Origin of the sequence: Pedobacter sandarakinus (genome assembly GCF_026240095.1) — a bacterium.
Taxonomy (GTDB): domain Bacteria; phylum Bacteroidota; class Bacteroidia; order Sphingobacteriales; family Sphingobacteriaceae; genus Pedobacter; species Pedobacter sandarakinus.
The window spans coordinates 53,438-71,758 of record NZ_JAPIVG010000004.1 but is presented as its reverse complement, the minus strand read 5'-3'; the positions used below and the strand labels follow the sequence as shown (position 1 = coordinate 71,758).

At 38.8% G+C, this 18,321-nt stretch carries 14 protein-coding genes; 8 read left to right on the top strand and 6 right to left on the bottom strand.

Features of this window, described 5'->3' with window-relative positions:
- Window positions 1-70: 70 nt before the first annotated feature.
- Both OQ268_RS11600 and OQ268_RS11595 read right to left on the bottom strand, forming a co-directional pair.
- Window positions 71-868: a sulfite exporter TauE/SafE family protein gene (locus OQ268_RS11600; protein WP_265856309.1), complete on the bottom strand. Its 798-nt coding sequence runs from the start codon at window positions 866-868 to the stop codon at window positions 71-73.
- Between the two features lie 116 nt (window positions 869-984).
- Window positions 985-1,626 carry a Crp/Fnr family transcriptional regulator gene (locus tag OQ268_RS11595; RefSeq protein WP_265856308.1) on the bottom strand — a complete coding sequence of 214 codons (642 nt, stop codon included), beginning with the start codon at window positions 1,624-1,626 and terminating at the stop codon, window positions 985-987.
- A gap of 132 nt (window positions 1,627-1,758) precedes the next feature.
- Between OQ268_RS11595 and OQ268_RS11590 the strand changes: the two genes are divergently transcribed.
- Window positions 1,759-2,802, top strand: coding sequence for an NAD(P)-dependent alcohol dehydrogenase (locus tag OQ268_RS11590; protein WP_265856307.1), 1,044 nt, complete (start codon window positions 1,759-1,761; stop codon window positions 2,800-2,802).
- A gap of 144 nt (window positions 2,803-2,946) precedes the next feature.
- Window positions 2,947-3,441: a peptide-methionine (S)-S-oxide reductase MsrA gene (gene msrA, locus OQ268_RS11585; protein WP_265856306.1), complete on the top strand. Its 495-nt coding sequence runs from the start codon at window positions 2,947-2,949 to the stop codon at window positions 3,439-3,441.
- Window positions 3,442-3,508: 67 nt separating this feature from the next.
- On the opposite strand, the gene OQ268_RS17875 is transcribed toward msrA, so the two are convergent.
- Together OQ268_RS17875 and OQ268_RS11575 are read right to left on the bottom strand one after the other, a co-directional pair.
- Window positions 3,509-3,661: an efflux RND transporter permease subunit gene (locus OQ268_RS17875; RefSeq protein ID WP_407674002.1), complete on the bottom strand. Its 153-nt coding sequence runs from the start codon at window positions 3,659-3,661 to the stop codon at window positions 3,509-3,511.
- Window positions 3,662-3,851: 190 nt separating this feature from the next.
- The gene (locus OQ268_RS11575) at window positions 3,852-4,550 is read right to left on the bottom strand and encodes an NUDIX hydrolase (RefSeq protein WP_265856305.1); all 699 of its coding nucleotides are present in this window, start codon (window positions 4,548-4,550) and stop codon (window positions 3,852-3,854) included.
- Window positions 4,551-4,698: 148 nt separating this feature from the next.
- Here OQ268_RS11575 and OQ268_RS11570 point away from each other — a divergent pair, with 148 nt between their 5' ends.
- On the top strand, window positions 4,699-5,754 hold the full coding sequence (locus OQ268_RS11570; protein ID WP_265856304.1) for a UDP-glucose--hexose-1-phosphate uridylyltransferase: 1,056 nt from the start codon (window positions 4,699-4,701) through the stop codon (window positions 5,752-5,754).
- A 10-nt stretch (window positions 5,755-5,764) separates the two neighbouring features.
- Entirely contained in the window at window positions 5,765-6,934 is a 1,170-nt protein-coding gene (locus OQ268_RS11565; RefSeq protein WP_265856303.1) for a galactokinase, read from the top strand.
- Between the two features lie 64 nt (window positions 6,935-6,998).
- Here OQ268_RS11565 and OQ268_RS11560 read toward each other — a convergent pair whose 3' ends face one another.
- A complete protein-coding gene (locus OQ268_RS11560) occupies window positions 6,999-7,319 on the bottom strand; it encodes an RNA recognition motif domain-containing protein (RefSeq protein WP_265856302.1) in 321 nt (106 codons plus the stop codon).
- 278 nt (window positions 7,320-7,597) lie between these two features.
- Here OQ268_RS11560 and OQ268_RS11555 point away from each other — a divergent pair, with 278 nt between their 5' ends.
- A complete protein-coding gene (locus OQ268_RS11555; protein ID WP_265856301.1) occupies window positions 7,598-10,120 on the top strand; it encodes a beta-L-arabinofuranosidase domain-containing protein in 2,523 nt (840 codons plus the stop codon).
- A gap of 74 nt (window positions 10,121-10,194) precedes the next feature.
- Window positions 10,195-11,058, top strand: coding sequence for an OmpA family protein (locus OQ268_RS11550; protein WP_265856300.1), 864 nt, complete (start codon window positions 10,195-10,197; stop codon window positions 11,056-11,058).
- Between the two features lie 382 nt (window positions 11,059-11,440).
- Here OQ268_RS11550 and OQ268_RS11545 read toward each other — a convergent pair whose 3' ends face one another.
- Window positions 11,441-11,962, bottom strand: coding sequence for an RNA polymerase sigma factor (locus tag OQ268_RS11545; RefSeq protein ID WP_265856299.1), 522 nt, complete (start codon window positions 11,960-11,962; stop codon window positions 11,441-11,443).
- Between the two features lie 353 nt (window positions 11,963-12,315).
- Here OQ268_RS11545 and treZ point away from each other — a divergent pair, with 353 nt between their 5' ends.
- Both treZ and treY read left to right on the top strand, forming a co-directional pair.
- Window positions 12,316-14,169: a malto-oligosyltrehalose trehalohydrolase gene (gene treZ, locus OQ268_RS11540; protein ID WP_265856298.1), complete on the top strand. Its 1,854-nt coding sequence runs from the start codon at window positions 12,316-12,318 to the stop codon at window positions 14,167-14,169.
- A complete protein-coding gene (gene treY, locus OQ268_RS11535; protein WP_265856297.1) occupies window positions 14,162-18,205 on the top strand; it encodes a malto-oligosyltrehalose synthase in 4,044 nt (1,347 codons plus the stop codon). The genes treZ and treY overlap by 8 nt, the downstream gene beginning before the upstream one ends.
- Window positions 18,206-18,321: the final 116 nt, after the last annotated feature.

The following is an 18,321-nucleotide window of genomic DNA, read 5'->3' as shown; positions in this document are numbered from 1 at the left end:
ATGTGTCAAAATTAATTATATGCAATATTTTAATCGGTGACTTTTATCACACGGCCGGCCGGTATTCAAATTATTTTAAGATTATTTCTTTTATGATGATATAGCAACCCATAAAGACTACAAACCAACCGAACCCCTTTTTCAGCTTTGCTCCGTTTACTTTCTTGTTTACAACACCACCAATTACTATACCCACTATAGCAATAGTGGTAATTTTAAATAGGAAAATCCAGTCGAACGCGAAATGGCCCAGGTCTCCTGTAAAACCAATAAGGGAATTAAGTGCAATAATAAATAACGAAGTGCCAATCGCTTCTTTAATTGGCAATCCGACAAGAATAACTAAGGTTGGTATGAGCAAAAAACCACCACCAGCACCTAAAAAACCAGTAGCCAAACCAATTGCAATGCCGTAAGATAAAAGTTTGCCAACTTTTAGACTGTGTTTTTCAGCGCAGATAACCATTTGTGTTGTAGTATCTTTGATCATGGCTATTGCGGCAGCTAACATTAATATAGCAAATAGTACCATCATTAACATATTTTCAGTTATACTAAAGTTCTTATTGCTAAAAATAATCTTTGGAATAAGCGGTATAAGATATTTCCGGGTCAAAAATACGGTCGAGATCGAAGCACTTCCGAATAGCAAAGCGGTTTTAATGTTAACTAGCCCACGATTGAAATTAGCGATAGCACCTGCTAAACTTGTAGCACCTACGATAAATAATGAGTAGGAGGTAGCCAATAACGGATTGATGCCAAATAAATAAACTAATACGGGCATCGTTAAAATCGAGCCGCCACCGCCAATTAAACCAAGCGAAATACCAATTAAGCCGGCAGCAGAATATGCAATGATTTCCATTTTTAAATATTTCTAACAAAAATCAAGATATGGTATGGCAATGTTTGTGACTTTTGTCACACGGAATGAATGATGCTAGATATGATTAGAAAACTTAGTCTAGGATAACATTCTTTCTATTGCAGATACTCAATATAGTTTCTGTGCATAACAATTTGATTGGCTTGTTCCATTTTTTTAAGCAACCTCGAAACAACCTCGCGAGAGGTGTTTAAATCGGAGGCAATTTCACTATGGGTAAGGTGGATTGTTGTAGAATTTAAGTCTTTCACTTGTTTCTTAAGGTAAAAGGCTAGGCGCTCATCCATTGCTTTAAAAGATATGTTATCAATTACAAAAAGCAACTCTTCAAATCGAGTGCGATAGGTTTCAAGAACGTAATAATACCAGGTTTTATAATCACGCATCAGCTGATCCATCAAGGCGATGGGAATCATCAAAACCTTAGTTTGTTCTATTGCTTTTGCCATTACTTGGCTGGTCTCTTGCCTGGTAGCGCAGATCATAGATAGTGCACAGGCATCGCCAGGTTGCAGGTAATACATGAAAAATTCTTGTCCATCATCTCCAGTTCGGTATAACTTCACCGTGCCAGCTACAACCAATACGGTTGAGCGCATATTCTGACCAGTTTGCATCAGCATTTCTCCACTATTAAAATCTCGTAACGTAGCGCTGTCAGTTAATATTGATTTTAATGCAGGTTCAAACTGCGGAAAGAGTGAATTAATATAGCCTCCTACAGTTGGGTTTTCCATTTTGATGATTTTATTTTCAAAGATAAGCATACTTATTGCCATGCCAAATAATGAGCTTTTGACGACAAAACTTTTCTGTGCTTAACACTATATTCATTTATATTTGTTAGAAGCATTAATAAACTAGATAAAATGATACCAGCAAAAGGATATGCGGCACAAAGTGCCGAAACGGATCTTGCTCCATGGAATTTTGAACGCCGTGAAGTAGGACCCAATGATGTACAATTTGAGATCTTATTTTGTGGCGTTTGCCACTCAGATCTTCATCAGATAAAAAACGATTGGTTCCCGGGAATTTTTCCAATGGTACCTGGTCACGAGATTGTGGGCAGGGTAATTAAAGTTGGCGACCAGGTTAAAAAATTTAAGGTTGGCGATTTAGCAGGAACCGGTTGTATGGTAGATTCTTGCCAGGTTTGCGAAAACTGTAAACAGGATTTAGAGCAGTACTGCCTTGAAGGAAATACACAAACCTACAATGGCTTATCTCGCGATGGAAAAACGCCTACTTACGGTGGCTACTCTAATCAAATTGTAGTAAGAGAAGAGTTTGTTCTACATGTATCAGATAAATTAGATCTTGCTGCGGTAGCACCTTTGTTATGTGCGGGCATTACTACTTATTCTCCGCTTAGGCATTGGAAAGTTGGTAAAGGTCATAAACTTGCGGTTTTAGGACTAGGCGGACTTGGGCATATGGCTGTTAAGTTTGGTGTAGCTTTTGGTGCGGAAGTTACGGTCTTGAGTACATCACCGGGTAAAGAAGCAGATGCCAAAAAGCTTGGTGCTCATCACTTTGTGGTTACTACAGATCCGGCACAAGTAAAAGCAGCTACTGGAACCTTTGATTTTATTCTCGATACGGTTTCTGCAGAACATGATTTTAATATGTACTTATCTTTACTCCGCACAAATGGAACACATATTTGCGTCGGGGTACCACCAAAACCTGCCGAAATTGCTGCATTTAGTTTACTAGGCGGCAGAAAAAGCTTAGCGGGATCTGGAATTGGAGGCATTGCCGAAACTCAGGAAATGCTAGATTTTTGTGCTGAGAATGGGATTGTTTCAGATATCGAAATGATTGATATGAAAGATATACATGAGGCGTACAAACGGATGGAAAAGGGTGATGTAAGGTATCGTTTTGTGATTGATATGGCAACTCTATAGTCGCTAACCAGATCCAATTAACCTGATAGAAACTCCAAAGCTCGAAAAGGTGTTTTTCGAGCTTTGTTATTAAAATCAGTTTTAAACTTTGATTTGCAATTTTTCAACTGTTAAAGACTAAACAGTTAGATAATAAATATATAGATGATGAATACAGAAAAAGCGATACTAGCCGGTGGATGTTTTTGGGGCGTTGAAGAACTTATCCGTCAGCAGCCTGGCGTAATTTCGACAGTTGTTGGTTACACTGGTGGCGATGTTCCTAATGCAACTTACCGCAACCATGGTACTCATGCCGAAGGAATCGAGATTGTTTTCGATCCCGAGAAATTATCATACAGGAAATTATTAGAATATTTCTTTCAAATCCACGATCCAAGTACGCGTAATAGACAGGGAAATGATGTAGGTACTTCATACCGCTCTGCAATTTTCTTTGAAAATGAGGCACAACGAGATACCGCAAACGAATTAATTGCAGCGCTAGATGCTTCAGGTAAATGGCCTGGAAAAATTGTAACAGAAGTCGTGCCCGCAGGAGTTTTTTGGAATGCCGAGGAAGAACATCAGGATTACCTTCAAAAATATCCATATGGCTACACCTGCCATTTCGAACGCCCCGACTGGAAATTGGGTTAAGTAAAGAGCGAGATCTATTTTGAGGATCTCGCTATTTTCGAAATTAGACTATTTAAAGGACGTCGCCTTAAGTAAAAGATTGCCTTTTATAAACCCAATAGAAAACAATCGGATAAACAAAGAGGTTGAAGAAAGTGTTGGTAATTAAGCCGCCAATTACGACGATTGCCAAAGGCTTAGATGCCTCTGAACCAATTCCGGTTGATAGTGCATCTGGCATGAGACCAATAGCGGCCATCATTATTGAGCACTAGTAAGGCATCCCAGAATAGTGGTTAGTAGTGCTGCTATTTTCTCGTCTTTTTCGGCTATTCCAATTTTTAACATCTAGAAAAATAGCCATCTCTTCTTAAAACGGCATTAAAATTCCTGGCAATAGACTTTCTGGTACCTTAGTGGTCCTTAACCCACTAAATCTTCAGGTTTGGTATTAGATTTAGAAAAGCCTGAAAATTAGCGGTATATTTCTTCTTATCAAGTTTGAAGTAAAATGCACCTTTTTTTGATCCTGACTTATCTTTTTCCTCCAGCTTAATCAATAAACCAGTTGAGCCCAGTTTCCTGCTAAAGTTTCTCGTATCTATTTTGGTATCATTTACTTCTTCAAACAAAGTCTGTAATTGTGGAAGCGTAAATTTTTTAGGCAACATTTCGAATAGGATAGGGTGTAATGCCGCCTTATAGCGCAGCTTTTTCCTGGCATCGGCAACCATTTCATCGTGGTCGAAGATCAATTTTGGCCTTTCGTTTATTGGAAACCACTCTGCGTGGTAGTCATCGCTCAGTTGTGTTTGGTATTTATTTATATCAATCAGCGCAAAATATCCTATTGATAATGTTCTCTCGATTGGATCTCTGGTAGGTTCACCGTAAACTTGAAGTTGTTCTAGATAGATGCCCGCCAAGCCAGTATTCTTTTTGAGTACCCTATTTGCCGCATCGTCTGGCGTTTCTTCTGCAGCAACAAACCCTCCGATTAAACTCCACTTACCAATTTCTGGCTCTAAACCTCTTTTTACAAGCAAGATTTTTAAATGTTCCCCATCAAAACCAAACACTATACAATCTACAGCAACCAGGTAATGTGGCTGACCAGAATACGCTATCATTCGAACAAAATTATAATCGTCGAATATCCTCAAATTTATGCGAAAAGAAAAATTATAAATAATTCAATAAATGTCATTTTGACAATTAATATTTATTTTATAATTTCGTTTATCACTTTTGAATCAAACCAAACAAATATAAATTGTAATGAGCAATACTTTCAATCTGGACTTAAATCCACATAGGCGACTTAATATTTTAACTGGAGAGTGGATATTGGTGTCGCCACATAGAACAAAACGCCCTTGGCAAGGTAAAGTAGAAGATGTTGCGCCAGATAACAGACCAGAATATGATCCAAAATGCTATCTCTGTCCAGGGAACGATAGGGCAGATGGAGACGTTAACCCAGCTTACACGGAGAGCTTCGTCTTTAAGAATGATTTTTCAGCTTTACTAGAAGACACCCCTGCTGCAAGTTTGAATGAGAGTAATTTGCTGGTTGCTACAAATGAGAAAGGAATTTGTAAGGTAATTAGTTTTAGCCCTAAGCATAATTTAACACTACCCGAACTTACAGTACCGGAAATTACGGCAGTTGTAAACCTATGGCAAGCGGAATTTACTTCTTTAAGTAGGCATACATGGATCAAGTATATCCAGATTTTTGAAAATAAGGGTGAAATAATGGGCTGTAGTAACCCTCATCCCCATGGGCAGATCTGGTCGCAGAGCGAATTGCCAATGGAAATTCTCAAAGAAACAGAACGCCAGAAAAATTACTATGCTGTACACAAACAAAGTCTGCTTTCAGCATACCTGAAGTTGGAGCTTGCCAAAAATGAACGAATTGTTTATGAAAATAATGCCTTTGTGGTATTGGTGCCGTTTTGGGCGGTTTGGCCATACGAAACCATGATCATCAGCAAAAGACACGTTACAAATATTACTTTTTTTAATCTGGAAGAAAAGACTGCATTAGCAGATGCCATTAAGGTGCTTACGAGTAAATACGATAATCTTTTCGAGACGTCTTTCCCTTATTCGGCAGGGATGCATCAAGCACCGGTTAACGACGGTGACCACCCCGAATGGCATTGGCACATGCATTTCTACCCACCATTACTTCGCTCTGCAACCGTTAAAAAGTTTATGGTCGGTTATGAAATGTTGGCTAATGCTCAGCGTGATATTACCCCAGAATATGCAGCGAACCAGCTAAGAATGCTATCTGCTGAACATTATAAATCCAGAAACATCTAAAATTCCACACATGGATATAGAACGCTTAATAAACTCTTTCGAAAAGATTTTTAGTACAAAACCTACCGTGGTAAAATCTCCGGGTAGAATTAATATTATTGGAGAGCATACAGACTACAATAACGGTTTCGTAATGCCCGCAGCTATTGATAAAGCAATCTATGTTGCCATTTCAAAGCGTGATGATGATGAAATCCATTTATTCTCTGAAAGCTATCAAGAAAGTCACCAAACTTCTACAACTGAAATAGCAAAAGCCGAAAAAGGTTGGGCTAACTATATTCTGGGTGTAGCCGATCAGTTTGTAAAAAGGGGATACCATATTTCCGGCTACAACCTATACGTTGATGGGGACATTCCCCCGGGAGCAGGCCTTTCTTCATCGGCAGCTTTAGAATGTGCCACGGCTTTTGCACTTGCTCACATTAATGGCCTGGCGCTCGATAAAATGGAGATGTCGCTGATGTCGCAACAGGCAGAGCATATATTTGCTGGTGTAAAATGTGGTATTATGGATCAATTTGCATCTGTTTTTGGGCAGAAAAATCATGCGATTTTACTTGACTGCAGAAACTTAAAGTATGAGTATCTTCCACTTAATCTGGATGGGTATCAGCTTGTATTGATGAATACCAATGTGAAACATTCCTTATCAGATTCTGCGTATAACACCCGCAGGCAACAGTGTGAGCAAGGCGTAGCGTGGGTTAAGGCACACCATCCGGAAATTGAAAGTTTGCGAGATGTAACCGTAGCACAGCTAAACCAGTACGTTAAGCCTCAGAACGAAGATGTTTATATCAAGTGCCGCTACGTGGTAGAAGAAATTGCAAGAACACAACAAGCTGCGGTTAAACTTAAAGAAGGCGATATTACAGCCTTAGGTATGCTCATGTATGCCACCCATAAGGGGTTAAGTGAGATCTATGAGGTAAGTTGTGGTGAGCTTGATTTTTTGGTAAACTTCGTACGTGATTTGGATTATGTTCTGGGCGCCAGGATGATGGGTGGTGGTTTTGGTGGATGCACGATCAATGTTGTGAAACAACAAAACGTTGCAGCGTTAGTTGAACAAGCAAGCGAAGCTTATGAAAGCGAATTTGGAGTGAAGTTAGATGTTTATGTGGTACAAACGGGAGACGGCACTTCGCTAGTGAAAGACACGCTTCAGTCAGTGTAATTTTAATCGTTTTATGAGATTGAGCGTTTGGAACGATAGCTTTTAAACGTTCTATCTCATTCATTTAACGCTGCAGACGTGGGCGTTTAGATTTAATTGTCTCCGCAGATTTAGGTTTCTGCATGGCTTTCTTCTTTGGGGGAGTCTCTTCAGAAAGTTTTACAGTGATAACATTGCCTTTAAAAGTTTCCCCATTTAACATCGAAATGATATTATTTGCATCTTCCAAATTACCGACTTCAATAAAAGCGTAGCCTTTACATTTTCCGGTAGCCCGGTCTCTAACAACCTTTATCGTTTCTATTTTACCATGTAAACTGATGAAGATGGCTAAATCCATTTCTTGAATATTTTCTGCAAGACCACCAACGAAGAGCTTATTCATTTTAAAGATGTTTGATACTATTAATGATAACGTTAACAAAAATATTCGATGTTTGTTCGTTAAATTTTGTCGCAAATTAAAACTTAATACTACATAAAACAAATGATTTTGTACAGAAATCAATCATTATCAAATGGAGTTGATACGATTTAACGCTATTTCTATGATATAAAAAGTAAATGATGATCAGGCGTAAATCAAAATTAAGAGTAAAACGTTTTAGTTTCCGATATTTTCTTTTAGGTTTATATTAATTTATACCAACACCAATTTTGCTTATGCTAACCAAAATAGACTTTTCCAAATTTACTGCTTCAGCTATATTAATGCTAGTTGCTACCTGCGGCTTTGCTCAAAACCCATTTCATTTTAATTCGAAGCCGCTGAAACAAGATGTCTGGGTTCAACTTCCGCTGGGAAGCATTAAAGCAAAGGGTTGGCTATTAAAACAGCTGGAACAACAAAGAGATGGCGCCACCGGGATGGCTGAGGAACTCTACCCGGAGAAAGATAATTTGGGAAAAGATACCGACTGGCTTGGTGGAACAGGCAGTAGTTGGGAACGGGTGCCATACTATGTGAAGGGATTAATTGCTTTAGCTTACACGTTGGATGACCCGGCTTTGAAAGCAAAAGCACAGAAATATATCGATTGGACACTAAAGAGCCAGCAAAGTGACGGTTTGTTTGGTCCTCCGAAAATGAATGATTGGTGGCCACGCATGCCCATGATGTACGCCTTACAAGGCTATTATGAGGCTACTGGAGATAAAAGGGTTGTACCTTTCTTAACCAAATATCTGAAGTACGAGTTAGCGCAACTGGACAAAAACCCGCTGAGGGATTGGGGAAAAGCCAGGGCCGCAGATAATATGGAGATTGCGCTTTGGCTCTACAACATCAATGGCGACCAGGATTTGCTAAGCTTAGTTAATAAGCTGAAAGGGCAGGCCTATCCATGGGTAGATATCTTCAATCAAAACCAATTTTTTTATTTCGGCGAAGACTTTCACCCGAAGCATATGGTTAATGTGGCGCAAGCTTTGAAATTTCCAGCAATTGTCGGTCAATTGAATGATACAAAAGAATCTATAAATGCTTTAGGGAAAGGTTTGGATCATCTTTCGAGAGATCATGGGCAACCCCAAGGTTTAAGCTCGGGAACGGAATTCCTGGCCGGTCGATCTTCGATCCAGGGCGTTGAAACCTGTACGGTTGTGGAATGGATGCAAAGTATGGAAACGGCAACTCGGGTTATTCAGGATGTAGCACTGGGCGATGAATTAGAAAAAGTCGCATTTAATGCGCTACCTGCTCAGTTTGATCGTGAATTTAAAAGACATGCCTACTATACGCTTCCAAATCAGGTCCAAAGTGTGCATGGCGAAAATGGTTTTAATCAGGATTACACAAATGGGGTAGTGTTAAGCCCTCAATCAGGATTTGGTTGCTGCAGGTATAACATGCACATGGGTTGGCCTTATTTTGTAAAAAACAGTGTAGCCGCTACACCAGAAAAAGGATTGGCATTTATATCTTATGGACCTATGGAAATTGAAACCATTGTGGCTGACGGGCAGAAGATAAAAATTTCCGAAGTAACAAATTACCCTTTTGAAGAAGCAATTAAATTAAATATCTCCTTAAGTAACGCGGCTCGTTTTCCATTGTTATTAAGAATCCCGGCGTGGGCAGTTAAACCATCCATTAAAGTTAATGGCCTTGAATTGAAAGGTGTAAAATCTGGCTCATTTTATTCAATAGCTCGTGAATGGAAAGACCAGGATCAGGTGGTGATTAATTTCCCAATGGAGATTACTTCAAGCAAACAGGTGAATAACTCAACCAGTATAGAAAGAGGCCCGATTGTTTATGCGCTGGAGATTAAATCATCAGAAAAAATAACAAAAAAGAATGTTATAAGTGGCTTTAACGATATGGAAATTTTACCAGCATCACCATGGAATTATGGCTTGGTTATCAAAAGTGGGCGTCTGGATCAATCCTTTGCTGTTGAGCGTGGAAATGTTACCGACTATCCATTCACCGCTAGTGCTACACCAATTAAGTTAAAAGCTAAAGGCAGGAGGATACCCTCATGGGGCTTAAGTGCCAAACATGTAGCTGCTGCTGAGGTACCTTTTAGTCCGGTATTTTCTAATGAGCAGGATGAAGAGATTACACTCGTTCCGTTTGGTTCAGAAAATATTAGGTTAACATGCTTTCCTGTTATTGGTAAAGCGAATATGATTACAGAAAACCTATCGGAACAGTTTGATAAAGGAATGCCAGCAAATTGGGTTTTCTATGGTGGCGGATGGTATCAAAAAGATGGAGAGATGCATGTGGCTCTTAATTCAGGTTCCTTTGGATCTGGCATTCGCGGATCGAAAATTGTAGCCAATCAAACAGCATTTGACGATTTTACTTACCAGGCAAATATAAAAGTAAATACGGCTGGAGACGCAGGACTAATATTCAGGGTAACCAACCAGGCGATAGGCCCGGATGCTTACGACGGTTATTACGTTGGGCTAAATCCAGATAAAGGTGTAGTTGAGATTGGAAAGGCTGTAGATCAAAAATGGGTAGTCATTAAAGAAGAAAAGTACCCTTTGGAACTAAATAAAATGTACAATGTGAAAGTTAGCGCCAAGGGGAGTGAATTTGCAGTTTTCCTCGATGATAGTGTTAAGCCGACTATAACGGCAACAGACACTACATATAGAAGCGGGAGTATAGGCTTCAGGGCGTATAACGCTTTAGCATCTTTTGATATGGTAAAGGTGAACCCGCTTTAACACCACATAAGAGCGGTTTCAAACTTTACGGCAAGGAATTTGTTTATCCATAATCTAATAAAAAATAAAAGATTATGAAATTTTACAAATCAATCCCAATGATGCTCTTTGCAGTAGTTATGATTTCTGGTTGTGTAAGCAATAAGAAGTATGCAGAGTTGCAAGATACCTATGCTAAGCTAAGAGAGCGCAATCAAGAACTGAGCAATAAATATCAGGATAGCCAGCGTGAGCTTACCGGCACAAGCAGTCGTGTTAAAAGTTTAGAGGAACAAATTGCATCAGAAAAATCAAATGTAACAGCGCTTCAGGATGCATTGAATAAATGCTTAAATTCAAGCAGCCAGGGTAATGTAAATATCTCCAAGTTAGTTGATGAAATTAATAGCTCAAATAAGTACATCAAGCAGTTAGTTAATGCTAAAAACAAAAGTGATTCGCTTAATATGGTGCTTACTAATAACCTAACCAGATCGTTAAGTAGAGAGGAATTAAGTGATGTAGATGTTCAGGTATTAAAAGGTGTGGTATACATTTCTTTAGCTGATAACATGTTATATAAATCAGGTAGCTTCGAAGTTTCAGATCAGGCTAGTGTTACGCTAAGTAAAATTGCAAAAATCATTAAAGATTACAGTACTTATGATGTATTGATAGAAGGTAATACAGATAATGTGCCTATTTCACAAGCTAATATCAGAAACAACTGGGATTTGAGTGCGTTAAGAGCATCGTCGGTAGTTCAGGTTTTGCAAAACAAATATGCGGTAGATCCTAAAAGGTTAACAGCTGGTGGTCGCGGAGAGTTTAATCCAATTGCCGATAATAGCACACCTGCTGGTAAGGCTAAAAATCGCCGGACTCAAATCATCATCACACCTAAATTAGATCAGTTTATGGATTTGATCGGTAAAGCACCAGAATCATCTCAAAAATAAAACAAGAAACTAGAAAATTTTAAGCAGCCTAAATTAGGCTGCTTTTTTTGTGCATTTAGTTACCTGCGCTACAGTTCAAATACCGGGTGAGTTTGTTAAAATTGTTTATAAATCTTATTCTCAAAGTATACACTTGTTCTAACCTCTCCCTCTTCTAATCCTATCAAGCAAGCCATGTGTTGATTGAGAAACTTTTTTTGGTGAATGGATTTTAATTGATGAGCTCTAGGAATAGTTAACTAAACTACGTGGTGCAATTAAAACATGAGGATGAAGCTGCGAGAAAACCATTCGGTGCTTGTAGCGCTTATTCTCCTCAATACAGATAAGTCAAAATGTTGTGATGCAAAAAAGGCTCTCACTTTTCAGCGAGAGCCTTTTCTTATACCGAATAGGTTTCCTTTGCATAGGTTTTGAGATACTTCTTTAACATCTCCCGGGCAACGTGTATTCTGGTTTTTACCGTTCCGAGCGGAATCTGCAACTCATCTGCAATTTCATGGTATTTAAAACCTTCAAAGTACTTAACAAAAGGAACACTGTAAACTTCTGGTAAATGACTAAGTGCTTTCTGAATGTCGTCGACAATCATTTTACCCACGCTTGAATTGGTGTCAGAGCTGTACATCAAGTTTGCTGAAGAAATTTCGTCATCCTGGGTAATCAATGTCTTAGTCTTAGCTGTTTTTCTGTAATTATTGATGAACGTATTTTTCATTATTACAAATAGCCATCCTTTAAAATTAGTACCCTCTTCGAAGTTTTGGTAAAATCTAATAGCCTTAAGCATGGTATCCTGAACCAGATCATTGGCATCTTCGATATCCTTGGTAAAATTTAATGCATGCATTCGCAGCGATAATGAATGGCTATTAACCATATTGTTAAATTCCAACTGAGTCATGATGTTTTAGGTTAGGGTGATATACCGGATTTCATCAAATGTCATACCAAGGAATAGAAAAACAGCAGCGTAACAAACCTGTTAAGAGTTTTAAGATCTTGAAAATCAAATATTTAACACATGTTCAGTCAATATGCTGTGGTGAGTGTAGATAATAAAGCGTATTAATACAAGTGTTTTTACGATTTTGGAACTTAATGCTCTTTTTGAGTTGGTTCAATTTGAATACAACAATTCCTTAAAACATTTTAACGCTTAATACACTTTAATAAGCGATTAAGGGACTGGTTAAAAAACTGAAATTTCATTTTATCCATAAGACTTTCTTATAAAACCATGTTGACTAATGAGTTATGGAAATCGACGTTCGAAATAGGCAGTTAGGTGTGCAGATTAATAATGGCTTCGCCGAAATTTGGCTTTGGGCACCGAGAGCTAGATGTATAAGCATCTTTGTAAATAATAGGTACCTTTCAGACCTTTCTGCACGTAAATTTGGTTATTGGTATTTAAAAACGAATGGTCTGAAACACGGTGATGTCTATCATTTCGAGATTTCATCGTTGAATCGAGATGACGAAGCTGTGAGAAGATCAGATCCAGCATCGTTATGGCAGCAGCAAGGCGTACACGGATATGCTACCGTGTTTGATGTAAATTCTTTTTCTTGGGAAGACGACCAGTGGCAGGGACTTCCACTTGCAGACTACATTATTTACGAATTGCATACTGGCACCTTTACGCCAAACGGCGATTTTGATGCTATTCGAAAAAAAATTGAATATCTAAAAAAATTAGGTATCACCGCAATAGAAATAATGCCGGTGGGGCAATTTCCCGGTGAACGGAATTGGGGCTACGATGGTGTATTTCCCTTTGCAACTCAAAATTCTTATGGTGGTCCTGAGGGTCTACAGCAACTCGTAAATGCTTGTCACGAAAATGGAATTGCAGTTATCTTGGATGTCATTTACAATCATGTAGGCCCTGAAGGCAGCTATTTCGATACTTTTGGCCCTTATTTTACCGATAGGTATTCAACGCCATGGGGAAAAGCCATTAATTTTGATGATGCTGATTGCGATCCTGTCCGGCATTATTTTATTGAAAATGCCCTCATGTGGTTCAGGGATTTTCATATCGATGCCTTAAGGTTAGATGCTGTACATGCAATAAAAGATTTTAGTCCTCACCATATTTTAAGCGAAATTACCCAACACGTTGAGCAGCTAAGCAAATACACAGGCAAGCCTTATCATTTAATAGCTGAATTGGATTTAAATGATAATAAATACATAAATCCTAACGAGCAGTGTGGTTACGGAATACAGGCACAATGGGTTGATGAATTCCATCATACACTACGGGTAGCAGCCGGACAAACCAAAACGGGTTACTATGAAGATTTTAATGGCTTAGCAGATTTGGCAAAGTCGTATAAGGATGCGTATGTGTACGATGGACAATATTCTTTCCACCGAAAAAAGAAGTTTGGTAAAAAAGCATTGGGAAATCCCGGCGAACAGTTTGTGGTATTTTCTCAAAATCACGATCAGGTAGGAAATCGAATGCTAGGAGAGCGCACCAGTCAGTTGGTCAGTTTTGAAATGTTAAAACTTCTGGCCGGAGCAGTTTTTTGTAGCCCATACATTCCGTTAATTTTCATGGGTGAGGAATTTGGCGCTACAAATCCATTTCAATTTTTCATAAGCCATACCGATCCTGCGCTTATAGAAGCTGTAAGAGAAGGCCGGAGGAAGGAATTTAGCGCCTTTCATACTGCCGAAGAAAATCCAGATCCGCAGAGCGAGCACACATTTTTAAACTCAAAGGTAGATTGGAATAGTTTATCGCAGCCGTCTCATAAAATGCTTCTCGACTATTATCAGTACCTCATCGCAATTAGAAAGTCCAATCCTGTATTCTCAAATCTTAATCGTGAGAATTTGCAGGCCTATCCTTTCGAAAAACAAAATTGCTTGGCAATAGAACGATGGCAGGGAATGCAGAGGGTTTTGTGCCTGATGAATTTCTCCGAAGTGGATCAAACCATTCAGCTACAACAATCGCTAAACCAATACCAAAACATTTTAAATTCTGCCGCACAAAATTGGGGAGGTAAACAAGATTTTGTGAACATCACAGGAGACAACGCTATCATCTTACCAGCAGAAACAATATTAATATTTAAAAACGAAAATGTATAAGCCTACCGCTACTTATAGAATTCAATTCAATAAAGATTTCAATTTTCAGTCGTTAAGGGAAATCATACCTTACCTTAAGCAACTTGGAATAGATACCATTTATGCGTCACCTATTTTTGAAGCGGTATCTGGGAGTGTGCATGGATATGATACCCTTAATCCACATCTCATAAATCCAGAGATTGGCACTGAAGAGGAGTTATTACAAATCGTAAATGAACTGCAGCACCTTGGAATTGGATGGATTCAGGATATTGTTCCAAATCATATGGCTTTTCATCCTAAAAATACTCGGTTAGCAGATGTTTTAAAGTTTGGAATAGAATCTAAATTTGCTGATTATTTCGACATTGATTTTATGCATGACGAAAAGCCAATGGTACCATTTTTAGGTACCAGTCTGGATGAAGCCCTTCAGAATGGCTCACTACAAGTATCACAAAATAATGAAGAATACTGCATCAATTACGGCGACGACAGCTGGCCCACTAACTTAAGCACACGCAGTATTATCGGCAAAAAAGACCTGTCTAAAATTAATCAGGATTCTAAGGAATTAAGGGAAATTGTAGAACATCAATACTACCGGTTATGCAATTGGCAGGAAACTTCGACCAGAATTAACTACCGTCGCTTCTTTACCGTTAATAGTTTAATATGTCTTAATATGCATCGAAATGATGTATTTATTGATTACCACAAATATATTCTCAAGTTGGTTGAAGAAGGGGTATTTCAAGGCTTGCGGATAGACCACGTGGATGGTTTATTCGACCCGGAAGGTTACCTGCAACAACTCCGCAAAAGCGTTGGTAAGGATGTTTATATTGTTGTCGAAAAAATTCTGGAAAAACACGAACAATTGCCTGCCAAATGGCCAATACAAGGTAATACTGGGTATGATTTTTTGGCTACCTGCAATAACTTGTTTACACACACCAATACAGAAAGCGTTTTCGAAAAACTCTATAAACAGTTTACGGGTAAGCGCCAAGACGTGGCATTGCTCATTCATAAAAAGAAGGAAGTTATTTTGTTCGAACATATGAATGGCGAACTAGATAACCTTTATCAATTGTTCAGAGAACTTGATCTAATTTCGAATCAGGATGAAGATATTTTAGGAGCTGAAAACATCAGGGCAGGTTTGGGTGCGCTAATGATCCAAATGCCAGTTTATCGTTATTATGATTACCAGTTCCCGCTTAGAGGACAGAGTTTGAACCAGCTTCAACAAATAATTGATGAGCTAGCCGGAGCTAAAAACGATGGCGTAAAGGCACTCTTTCAAAAAATTTTTATCGACAATCCGGGCACAAATAGCGCTAAGGCAAATCAACACACGAGTAAATTCTTTCAACGTTTAATGCAGTTTACAGGGCCTTTGATGGCCAAGTCTGTCGAAGATACGATGATGTTTACCTACAATAGGTTTGTTGGTCATGCTGAAGTGGGCGATGAACCCCAGGCGTTTGGAATAAGTGTAGCGGATTTCCACTCCAAAATGGCGTCGCGACAAGCACTTTGGCCACTATCGTTAAATGCCAGTTCTACCCATGACACTAAAAAAGGGGAAGATGTTAGGGCAAGATTAAATGTGCTAACAGATACTCCAAAGGTTTGGGAAGGGTTGATCGAAGAATTTTCTAGACTCACTAAACAGATTCAGCAATCTTCCAAATCCTCGCGACAGCTACATAAAAATGATCTTTATCTCATATTTCAAACCATAGTAGGGGTGTTGCCTATGCCAGGTACAACCGATGATTTCGAGAACAGGTTATTGCAGTTTATCCAAAAGGCGCTTCGTGAGGCTAAAAAAAGATCTGATTGGGCAGAACCGGATGAAGGTTATGAGCGTCAGTTAAAGTCCTATATATCTGATTTGATTCCCAAATTGGATAATAAGGTGTTTAATGCTTTACATACGAGGATCACAGACTTCGGTATTTTAAATAGTCTGCTTCAATTAACGCTAAAATTTACCAGTCCTGGTGTTCCAGATGTTTACCAGGGAACCGAATTGTGGGATTTAAGCATGGTTGATCCTGACAATCGTAGACCAGTTGATTTTAAGCGGAGACATGAACTTCTTGATTCATTTAACGACCCGGTATTTAAACACTTATGGGCGAATCGTTATACCGGGGAAGTTAAATTGTGGCTTGTGCAACGGTTAATCAATATCCGCAAATTCCATCGCCAGATTTTTGAAAAAGGCGATTATATTCCCCTTTCCGTTTCAGGGAAATTTAAACGAAATGTGATGGCCTATGCACGTAAAATCCAAGAGGAGTGGATAGTGTGTGTGGTACCACTAGGTTTAGCTACGCTATTAGCAGAAGCAGACAATCTTCATACATTTGATTGGGAAAATACGCAAATCATCATACCAGAAGGAGCTCCAGCAAACTGGGTTGATTTAGTTTCAGATAAAAGCGTTTCCAAAGATATTCTCTTGGATGGAATATCTGTAGACCAGCTATTAAAGGAATCTCCAATAGGTCTAATTCATTTTCAAACAAATTTAAATCCTCGTAAGGCAGGCATTCTGATGCATGTTTCATCGCTGCCATCGAAATTTGGTATTGGTGACTTAGGACCTGAAAGCCGAGCATTTGTAGATTTTTTGAGTTCCGCCAACCAAAAATTGTGGCAAATTCTACCATTGAATCCCACGCTTGCAGGGAATGCCTATTCTCCATATTCCAGCAATGCTGCAATGGCTGGCAATACGCACATTATAAGTTTGGAAATGCTTCGCGATGATGGGCTTTTGGAAGATACAGACCTTAAAACAAATGTTAAAAAGGAAAATAATGGTGTCGACTTTCATTGGGTAGCAACTGTCAAAATGAATATCTTGTCTAGAGCATATTCGAATTTTAAGAAAGATAGTAAATCAAGTTTAACGCAAGAATTTTTAAAGTTTTGTGTTTCAGCAAACAATTGGCTGGCTGACTATGCGCTATATACTGCCATAAGCCATCACAATAAGGGTTTACCTTGGCATAAATGGCCTGCTGATCTAAGAAATCGAAATAGTGGAGCATTGAAAATTTTTTCTGATAAATTTTCCAAAGAAATTGAAGAGGTGAAATGGTTGCAGTTTATCTTTTTTAAACAATGGTATCAATTAAAAGCCTATGCCAATGAGCGGCATGTGCAAATAATTGGCGATTTGCCTTTTTACATCGATTTTAACTCGGTAGAGGTATGGTGTGAACCTAAGATGTTCAAAATAGACAAAAATTTAGCGCCGCTGAAAATAGCTGGAGTGCCGCCTGATTATTTCAACGAGGAGGGGCAGCTATGGGGAATGCCTATTTACAATTGGGATCAGATGAAAGATGATGGATTTAAATGGTGGGTAGAGCGATTGAAAAACAATATGGACATGTTTGATTTGCTCAGGCTCGATCACTTTAGGGCATTTTCATCATTTTGGGAGGTAGATGCGGGTGAAAAAACCGCGATCAATGGATCGTGGGAAGCGGGACCAGGAAAAGCATTTTTTGATATAGTGAAAAAGAATTTCAAAAATTTTCCGTTCATCGCGGAAGATTTAGGAGAAATCTCCAGATCTGTGGAAGTGTTAAGAGATCATTATCAAATTCCTGGTACTAAGGTTCTTCAGTTTGCCTTCGGAGACGATATGGTGGGCAGCACTCATATCCCTTATCGGTTTGTATCGGCAAATGGTGTTGTTTATACTGGCACCCACGACAATAACACAGTATTAGGCTGGTTTGATGAAGAGATTGACGAGGATATCAAGACCAGACTAAATAGTTATTTTGGGAAAGTAATAACTTCAAACAATATAAACGACATGTTGATTAGGGCAGCATATTCCAGTATTGCAAAGTGGGCAATAATTCCTATTCAAGATATTTTGTGTTTAGATGCGTCTGCCAGAATGAATATACCGGGAAGCATCAAAGATAATTGGATCTGGCAATTAGATAAGAGTTTGCTTACGGATGAAGTTGTTGCCTATCTTCAAAACCAGACCGCCATTTATGGCAGGCTTTAGTGCAGACACAACTTAAATATTTTTCACTTTTTACACTAAAGTACATCTTATTTGCTGGTTTGTGCCGCAGATTGCTCCGGCTGATTTCAGCAAGGTAATGATTAATCATGCACATG

What these genes read in the sequence shown, in the direction of transcription:
- treY (WP_265856297.1), top strand. Translation starts at nt 14,162, where the DNA reads ATGTATAAGCCTACCGCTACTTATAGAATTCAATTCAATAAAGATTTC.
- OQ268_RS11565 (WP_265856303.1), top strand. Translation starts at nt 5,765, where the DNA reads ATGGATATAGAACGCTTAATAAACTCTTTCGAAAAGATTTTTAGTACA.
- OQ268_RS11545 (WP_265856299.1), bottom strand. Translation starts at nt 11,962, where the DNA reads ATGACTCAGTTGGAATTTAACAATATGGTTAATAGCCATTCATTATCG.
- OQ268_RS11555 (WP_265856301.1), top strand. Translation starts at nt 7,598, where the DNA reads ATGCTAACCAAAATAGACTTTTCCAAATTTACTGCTTCAGCTATATTA.
- treZ (WP_265856298.1), top strand. Translation starts at nt 12,316, where the DNA reads ATGGAAATCGACGTTCGAAATAGGCAGTTAGGTGTGCAGATTAATAAT.
- msrA (WP_265856306.1), top strand. Translation starts at nt 2,947, where the DNA reads ATGATGAATACAGAAAAAGCGATACTAGCCGGTGGATGTTTTTGGGGC.
- OQ268_RS11600 (WP_265856309.1), bottom strand. Translation starts at nt 868, where the DNA reads ATGGAAATCATTGCATATTCTGCTGCCGGCTTAATTGGTATTTCGCTT.
- OQ268_RS17875 (WP_407674002.1), bottom strand. Translation starts at nt 3,661, where the DNA reads ATGCCAGATGCACTATCAACCGGAATTGGTTCAGAGGCATCTAAGCCT.
- OQ268_RS11595 (WP_265856308.1), bottom strand. Translation starts at nt 1,626, where the DNA reads ATGGAAAACCCAACTGTAGGAGGCTATATTAATTCACTCTTTCCGCAG.
- OQ268_RS11570 (WP_265856304.1), top strand. Translation starts at nt 4,699, where the DNA reads ATGAGCAATACTTTCAATCTGGACTTAAATCCACATAGGCGACTTAAT.
- OQ268_RS11560 (WP_265856302.1), bottom strand. Translation starts at nt 7,319, where the DNA reads ATGAATAAGCTCTTCGTTGGTGGTCTTGCAGAAAATATTCAAGAAATG.
- OQ268_RS11590 (WP_265856307.1), top strand. Translation starts at nt 1,759, where the DNA reads ATGATACCAGCAAAAGGATATGCGGCACAAAGTGCCGAAACGGATCTT.
- OQ268_RS11575 (WP_265856305.1), bottom strand. Translation starts at nt 4,550, where the DNA reads ATGATAGCGTATTCTGGTCAGCCACATTACCTGGTTGCTGTAGATTGT.
- OQ268_RS11550 (WP_265856300.1), top strand. Translation starts at nt 10,195, where the DNA reads ATGAAATTTTACAAATCAATCCCAATGATGCTCTTTGCAGTAGTTATG.